Raw genomic sequence first — 573 nt, 5'->3', positions numbered from 1 at the left:
ATAATCAAAAATATTTTATTTAACTATTGTTTCAATATTTACAAGCTCAATTCTATTACAATCTTTTTTGAATAGTTTTCTAGATGAGGCATCTTCTTCAGCAAGCGCTAAAATATCTGCAAAATCATCTTTTTGAACTTCTACTTTGTATAGTTGTTTTACTGTCTCAATCTTAAAAGTATCACTACTATCTTTATCAACAACTAAATCTATATTTCTAAAACCTTTTGCAAATTCATTCTTGATTAACTTAGCTATTTTTTCATTTGCTAAAAGCTCGGTAATATTGATTTCTTTATTTACGTCATTTTTACATAAAAGCTTATATGTAACTTCAATTTTTCCATTCACTATAATTTCCTTCTTTTCAATAAGACTAACCTTTATCTATTTATATAAGTATAGTTAAATATAAATGTATTTTGTAATTTTATATCAAATTGTAATGTTTTAATTGGTTTTAGAATTGATTATTATCAAATCTTGTTATAAATAATCGAAAATATGATAAAAACCCAAGAAAAACATAGTAAAACTCCGAAAAGACAAGAACTTTAAAAATTTAAGCAAAAC

1 protein-coding gene is annotated in these 573 nt (G+C 22.9%); it reads right to left on the bottom strand.

What is annotated here, in order from left to right; genetic code table 11:
* Positions 1-15: 15 nt before the first annotated feature.
* Positions 16-351, bottom strand: coding sequence for a hypothetical protein (locus GBG18_RS15090; RefSeq protein WP_152192396.1), 336 nt, complete (start codon positions 349-351; stop codon positions 16-18).
* Positions 352-573 lie beyond the last annotated feature (222 nt).

It is taken from the genome of Poseidonibacter ostreae (assembly GCF_009208075.1).
Taxonomy (GTDB): Bacteria; Campylobacterota; Campylobacteria; order Campylobacterales; family Arcobacteraceae; genus Poseidonibacter; species Poseidonibacter ostreae.
This window is presented reverse-complemented; position numbering and strand designations above follow the sequence as displayed.